The organism is Actinomycetota bacterium, from assembly GCA_036280995.1.
In the GTDB taxonomy this organism is placed as follows: Bacteria; Actinomycetota; CALGFH01; order CALGFH01; family CALGFH01; genus CALGFH01.
Window position 1 is genome coordinate 1 of record DASUPQ010000923.1, and the last position, 6,198, is coordinate 6,198.

The following is a 6,198-nucleotide window of genomic DNA, read 5'->3' on the forward strand; positions in this document are numbered from 1 at the left end:
GTGCGGTAGCCGCGGCGGCGGTCGGCGGCGATCGTCCCCCGGCCCCCGTCGACGTACGCGATCGAACGGTGCCCCAGCCCGGCCAGGTGGCCGACGACCTGGCCGACCCCCTCGGCGTCGGCCGTCCGGACCACGTCGACCCCACCCCCGGCGACCCGGCGCCCGATCACCACCACCGGCAGCTGCCGCCCCAGGGCGGCGAGCTGGGCGGCGGGGGCGACCGGGCCGAGGAGGACGAGGGCCTCGCAGCGGAAGTCGACCAGCGTCTCGGTGGCCCGGCGCTCGTCGCGGGTGCGGGTCACCGTGCTCAGGACGACGTCGTAGCCGCGGCCCTCGGCGGCCTCGTGGAGGTCCTCGACCAGCTCGGCGTGGAAGGGGCTGCTCACCTGCATCAGCACCCCGACCAGGTGGGTCCGCCGCCGGGCGAGCAGGCTGGCCGTCCGGTCGGGGCGGTAGCCGAGCTCGGCGGCCGCCTCCAGCACCCGATCCCGGGTGGCCGCGCTGGGGCCGGGGGCGCCCGACAGCACCATCGACACCGAGGCCGGCGACATCCCGACCCGCTCGGCGACGTCCTCGAGCCGTGGTCTGCGGGAACCTGTTGACATGTCCATGGATGGCTTGCATAGTACGGTTTGAAGCGTTTCAAATCAAGCGCTTCAAATCCTCAGGGAGGAGGCGCACCTCATGACCGACTCGTCCATCGGCGTCGCCGTCATCGGGGCCGGCATGGCCGGCCGTGCCCACGCCGCCGGGTACCGGTCGGCGTCAACCGTCTACGGCGAGGGCCTGCCGGAGATCCGGCTGGCCGCGATCGCCGACGTCAACCCCGTCTTCGCCGCCGACACCGCCCGCCGCTTCGGGTTCGAGCGGGCCGAGGGCGGCTGGGAGGCCGTGGCCGCCGCCGACGACGTCGACGTGGTCAGCGTGGTCGTGGCCAACCCGCTCCACCGCCCGATCGTCGAGGGCCTGCTGGACACGGGCAAGCACGTGCTCTGCGAGAAGCCGATGGCCCCGACCGTCGAGGACGCCGAGGCCATGGTGGCCGCGGCCAAGGCGTCGGGCCGCGAGACCGGCATCGGGTTCGTGTTCCGCCGCTCCCCCGCCATCGGCGCCATCCGGGAGCAGCTCGCCTCCGGCGCCATGGGCCGGCCCCTGCACTTCAACGGCCACTACTGGTGCGACTACGGGGTCGACCCGCGGGGCCCGATGAGCTGGCGCTACAAGGGCGGCCCGGGGTCGGGCGCCCTGTCCGACATCGGCAGCCACCTGATCGACCTGTCCGAGTTCGTCTGCGGCCCCATCCGGTCGGTCCGGGGCGCGGTGCTGTCCACCTTCGTCACCGAGCGTGCCCTCCCCGCGGGCGCGGCCGTCGGCCACGCCGCCGCCGAGCTCAGCGACGTCACCGAGCCGGTGGAGAACGAGGACCTGGTCACCTTCACGGCCACCTTCGAATCCGGCGCGACCGGCACCCTGTCGGCCTCCCGTTCAGCCTACGGCCTGGCCAACTCCCTCGGCTTCGAGCTGTTCACGTCCTCGGGCGCGGCCACCTTCGACCTGGCCCGGGCCGGCGAGTTCGGCTTCATCGACGGCGCCCCGGCCGGCCCGACCCAGGGGTTCCGCCAGGTGCTCGTCGGGCCCGCCCACCCGTACCTCACCGGGGGCCTCCCGATGGACTTCCCCGGGGTCGGCTACGGCCAGAACGACCTGTTCACCTTCCAGGCCCGGGCCTTCCTCGAGCAGGTCGCGGGGGTGGAGGGGCTGCCGAGGCTCGCCTCCTTCTCCGAGGGTCTGCGCAACATCCGCCTGCTGGACGCGGTCGTCGCCTCGGCCAAGGCCGGCGGCGCCGACGTGACCGTCGACTGACCGGGAGGACCACCATGAAGCTGGGCGCCTACACCGCCTGCCTGCACGACAAGCCCGTGGCCGAGGCCGTCCAGACCCTGGCCGGTCTGGGGCTGGACAGCGCGGAGATCAACTCCGGCGGGTTCCTGCCCCCCGTCCACCTGCCGGTCGACGGCATCCGCGCCAGCCAGGACGCCCGCGACGAGTACCTGGGGCTGTTCAGCTCGGCCGGCGTGACCCTGACCGCCCTCAACTGCAACGGCAACCCGCTCGACCCCAACCCCGCGGTCGGGCCCCTGCACGCCAAGGACGTGCGCGACTCGATCGAGCTGGCCGCCCTGCTGGGGGTCAAGCGGGTCGTGACCATGTCCGGGCTGCCCGGCTCCGACCCCGGGGCCCGCTACCCGTCGTGGACGGTCGAGCCCTGGCACAGCGTCTACCTCGACGCCCGCGACTACCAGTGGAACGAGGTCGGCATCCCCTTCTGGAAGGACATCCAGGCCCGGGCGGCCGACGCCGACGTCAAGGTCTGCATCGAGATGCACCCCCACAACCTGGTCTACAACCCGGGCACCATGGAGCGGCTGGCCACCGAGATCGACGCCACCCACGTCGGCGCCGAGATGGACCCCAGCCACCTGTTCTGGCAGGGGATCGACCCGGTCCTGGCCGTGCGCCACCTGGGCGGCCTGGTCTACAACGCGGCCGCCAAGGACACCCGCATCAACGAGGCGGCCAAGCTCAACGGCGTCCTCGACGACCGCTTCGGGCGGGTCGCCACCGACGACCCCGGCGCCCTGTCGCTGGGCGGCGACTACACCCTGAGCCGCTGGCCGGAGAGCTCCTCGTGGGACTTCGTGGCCGTGGGCCGCGGGCACGACGTCGAGTTCTGGACCGAGTTCCTGCGGGCCCTGGCCGAGATCGACCCCGACATGGCGGTCAACATCGAGCACGAGGACCAGGAGCTGGACCAGATGGAGGGCCTGCGCTCCGCGGCCGAGACCCTCCGGACGGCCGCCTCCCGGCTCGGCTGACCCGGGGTCGGAGATGGGCAGGGTCCGCTGGGGCGTGCTGTCGACGGCCGCCATCGGCCGGCTGGTGATCGAGGCCACCCGCTCTGCCGAGCACGCCGAGTTCGTGGCCGTGGCCAGCCGCGACGCCGCCCGGGCGCGGGCGTTCGCCGACGAGCTGGGGCTGGAGGCCAGCTTCGGCTCCTACGAGGAGCTGCTGGCCTTCGAGGCCGTCGACGCCGTCTACGTCCCCCTGCCGGTGTCGCTGCACACCGAGTGGACGGTCAAGACGCTGGAGGCGGGCAAGCACGTGCTGTGCGAGAAGCCGCTCGCCACCAGCGCCGCCGACGCCGCCCGCTGCTTCGACGCCGCCGAGGCGGCCGGCCGTCGCTGCGTCGAGGGCCTGATGTGGCGCCACCATCCCCAGACCACCCTGGCCCGCAGGCTGGTCGCCGACGGCGCCATCGGGCGGCTGGCGTATGTCCGAGCCGCCCTCAGCGTCAGCGTTCCCCCGGGCGACATCCGCCGCTCGGTCGCGCTCGGCGGCGGCGCCCTCGGCGACCTCGGCTGCTACTGCGCCAGCGCCATCCGCCTGTTCGCCGGCGAGCCCGAACAGGTCTGGGCCGCCCAGGTCCGCGACGGCCCCGACGGAGTCGACCTCCGCCTCGCCGCCACCCTGCGGCTGCCCGGCGACGTCCTCGCCCAGTTCGACGTCGCCCTCGACCTGACCCGCCGCGACGAGCTCGAGCTGGTCGGCACCGAGGGGATGCTCACCGTCCCCGACCCCTGGCTGTGCCGGGCCAGCCACCTGGAGCTGTCCCGCAACGGCGACCGCGAGCTCGTCCCCGTCGACCACGAGGGCGCCCTGGCCCTCACCGACCCCAACCACGACGTCTACCGGATCGAGCTCGACACCGTCTCGGCGGCGATCGCCGGAGGCGGCGACCCGTCGTTCGCCCGCCCCGACGCCATCGCCCAGGCCACCGTGCTCGAAGCCCTCCACCGTTCGGCCGAGCTCGGTACGCCGGTCGCGGTGACCAGGCCGTAACGTAGCTGCGGGACCACCTCATCATTGTATGACGATATGTGTTACAGTACTGGACATGTCCATTGCGATCTCCGTCCGGCTCGACGACGACGCCGAGCGGGCGCTGGCACTGCTGGAGGCGACCGGTCTCTCACGGTCGGAGGCGATCCGCCGTGCCCTGGTCGAGGAGGCAAGCCGGCAGCGGCGCAGTTCGGCGCTGGCGGCCGAGGCGGCGGCCCTCGAGTCAGACCCCGCTGATCGGGACGAGATGCGCGCGGTGGCCGAGTTCATGGGCGTCCTCGACGACGAATGATCCGAGGCGAGATCTACCGCATACGACCACTACGAGCGGCTGGCCATGAACAGCAGGGGACCCGATACGGCGTAGTGGTCCAGGCGAACGAGTTGCTGCCGCGTTCCGTGGTGCTGATCGCCCCCACGTCCAGGAGCGCCCGTCCGGCATCGTTCCGACCCGAGGTCGACGTTGCCGGTCAACCGACGCGCGTGCTCGTCGAGCAGGTCGGTGCGATCGACACGGCCCGCATCGGCGAGCTGGTCGGGGTCGTCACGCCCGAGGAGGCATGGGGCATCGACGAGGCCCTGCGGACAGTCCTCGGGCTGCGCTGATTCGAGCTCGACCAGCTTCTTGGCTGCTGCGGCCAGATCGGTGCTCAGCGCGTAGTGCGGGGCGGGGCGAGAACCCGCGCGTTGGTAGCAGGCGTCGATGAGGGTCACCGTGTCGGTGGAAGGCCTCCAGGACGGTCACCTCGGCCGCCGTGGCGGCGTCGCGGACCCCGCCGGCCTCGGTGGCGTTGCTGGCCGACAGATTCCCGGTCAGCACGTGCTTGCCGGCGGCGACGGCGGCCAGGTTCCAGAGGCCGTGGCTGTTGGCCAGCGGGTTGTAGACGACCTCGATCTCGGGGTCGGCGACCCCGCCGGCGTAGGTGCCGGCATGACCAGGCGGTCGCCGGTGGCGCGGGCGGGGCCGGTGATGGCAGCCCGGAGATCCGGGCGGCCCCGAGGACGCCGATGCCCAGCGGCTCCGTGCCTGTTCCCCTACCCGGTGTGAGCGAGCACGCCGCGGAGGTGCTCGGCGCTGGCCCACACGTCGGCGACCGGGCCCTCGTCCGCCGGCTCCTCGGTGAGGATGGTGTCCTGCTCCAGGACGTACCAGCCGTCGTAGCCGCGGCCGTGGAGGGACCCGACGATGGACGGCACGTCCACGTCGCCCGACCCGAGGGGGCGGTACATCCCGTCGCGTACCCCCTGGGTGTAGGTCAGCTGCCCGTCCTGGACCCGCCTGGCGAGGCGGGTGTCGACGTCCTTGAAGTGGACGTGGGCGATCCGTCCCGGGGCCTGGCGGGCCAGCTCGGCCGGGTCGGTGCCGCCGATGAGCAGGTGCCCGGTGTCCAGGCAGAGGTCGACCGAGGAGCCCTCCAGGACCCGCTGGACCTCGGGGCCGTTCTCGACCATGGTGCCGACGTGGGGGTGCAGCACCGCCCGCACCCCGCGGCTCGCGGCGAGGACGGCCAGGCGGTCGAGGTTGCCCAGCAGGACCTGCCAGCCGTCGTCGTCCAGCTCCGGCCGGCTGTCGTAGCCGTCCAGGCCGGTGACGGCCGACAGCACCAGCACGCCCGCACCCGAGGCGGCGTAGGCGTCCAGCAGCCGGTCGACCTCCGGGACCGGGTCATGGCCGGGCACGTGCAGCAGCAGCGGGGTGAACCCGCCGACCGCCTGCAGGTGGTGCTGCTCCAGGATCCGGGCCATGGCCTCGGGCCGGCCGGGCAGGAACCCGTCGGGCCCGAGCTCGGTGGCGGCCAGGCCGACCTCGCGCATCTCGGCCAGCACCCGGTCGGGCTGGAGCTGGTAGCCCCAGCCGGGCACCTCGCACACCCCCCAGGAGATGGGGGCGCCGGCGATCTTGTCCTGGGACGGCATTGGCGTTCCTCCTCTTCCTAGGTGGCCACGGCCGCGGGCCGGCGGCCGGCCAGGACGTCGGCGACCCCGCGGGCGGCGTCGGCGAAGGTGGCCGCGGTGGCGCGGCGGGTCAGCCCCATCACGTGGGGGGTGAGGACCACGTCGGGGTGGTCGAACAGGGGATGGTGCGGCGGCGGCTCGGGGTCGAACACGTCCAGGCCGACCCCGGCCAGCCGGCCCGCCCGCAGGGCGGCCAGCACGGCGTCCAGGTCCAGCAGGCCCCCTCGGCCGCAGTTGACCAGGACGGCCCCCGGCCGGACGCGGGCCAGGAGCGTCTTGCCGACCAGGTGGCGGGTCTGGTCGGTCAGGGGCGCGTGCAGGGTGAGGACGTCGCTGGCGGCG

Annotated in this window: 8 protein-coding genes and 1 pseudogene; 5 read left to right on the top strand and 4 right to left on the bottom strand. The window is 73.6% G+C overall.

Going from position 1 to position 6,198, the window contains the following annotated elements; genetic code table 11:
- Positions 1-605: LacI family DNA-binding transcriptional regulator (locus tag VF468_30745; protein HEX5882665.1), on the bottom strand; the 605-nt coding region annotated here is incomplete at its 3' end.
- 79 nt (positions 606-684) lie between these two features.
- Between VF468_30745 and VF468_30750 the strand changes: the two genes are divergently transcribed.
- The 5 genes from VF468_30750 to VF468_30770 are packed head-to-tail and all read left to right on the top strand — an operon-like array spanning position 685 to position 4,506.
- On the top strand, positions 685-1,863 hold the full coding sequence (locus tag VF468_30750) for a Gfo/Idh/MocA family oxidoreductase (GenBank protein HEX5882666.1): 1,179 nt from the start codon (positions 685-687) through the stop codon (positions 1,861-1,863).
- A gap of 14 nt (positions 1,864-1,877) precedes the next feature.
- The gene (locus VF468_30755; GenBank protein HEX5882667.1) at positions 1,878-2,876 is read left to right on the top strand and encodes a sugar phosphate isomerase/epimerase; all 999 of its coding nucleotides are present in this window, start codon (positions 1,878-1,880) and stop codon (positions 2,874-2,876) included.
- 13 nt (positions 2,877-2,889) lie between these two features.
- Complete coding sequence (locus VF468_30760) at positions 2,890-3,900, top strand: Gfo/Idh/MocA family oxidoreductase (GenBank protein HEX5882668.1); 1,011 nt, start codon at positions 2,890-2,892, stop codon at positions 3,898-3,900.
- Between the two features lie 55 nt (positions 3,901-3,955).
- A complete protein-coding gene (locus VF468_30765; protein HEX5882669.1) occupies positions 3,956-4,192 on the top strand; it encodes a ribbon-helix-helix protein, CopG family in 237 nt (78 codons plus the stop codon).
- Positions 4,192-4,506: a type II toxin-antitoxin system PemK/MazF family toxin gene (locus VF468_30770; protein HEX5882670.1), complete on the top strand. Its 315-nt coding sequence runs from the start codon at positions 4,192-4,194 to the stop codon at positions 4,504-4,506. Before VF468_30765 ends, VF468_30770 begins: the two co-directional genes overlap by 1 nt.
- 115 nt (positions 4,507-4,621) lie before the next feature.
- On the opposite strand, the pseudogene VF468_30775 reads toward VF468_30770, so the two are convergent.
- From VF468_30775 to VF468_30785, 3 genes and pseudogenes are all read right to left on the bottom strand, one after another.
- A pseudogene (locus VF468_30775) lies at positions 4,622-4,916 on the bottom strand (gfo/Idh/MocA family oxidoreductase).
- Positions 4,917-4,935: 19 nt separating this feature from the next.
- Positions 4,936-5,817, bottom strand: a complete 882-nt coding sequence (locus tag VF468_30780; protein ID HEX5882671.1) for a TIM barrel protein — start codon at positions 5,815-5,817, stop codon at positions 4,936-4,938.
- A 17-nt stretch (positions 5,818-5,834) separates the two neighbouring features.
- Positions 5,835-6,198, bottom strand: a 364-nt coding sequence (locus VF468_30785; GenBank protein HEX5882672.1) for an NAD(P)-dependent oxidoreductase, incomplete at its 5' end; no start/stop codon positions are given.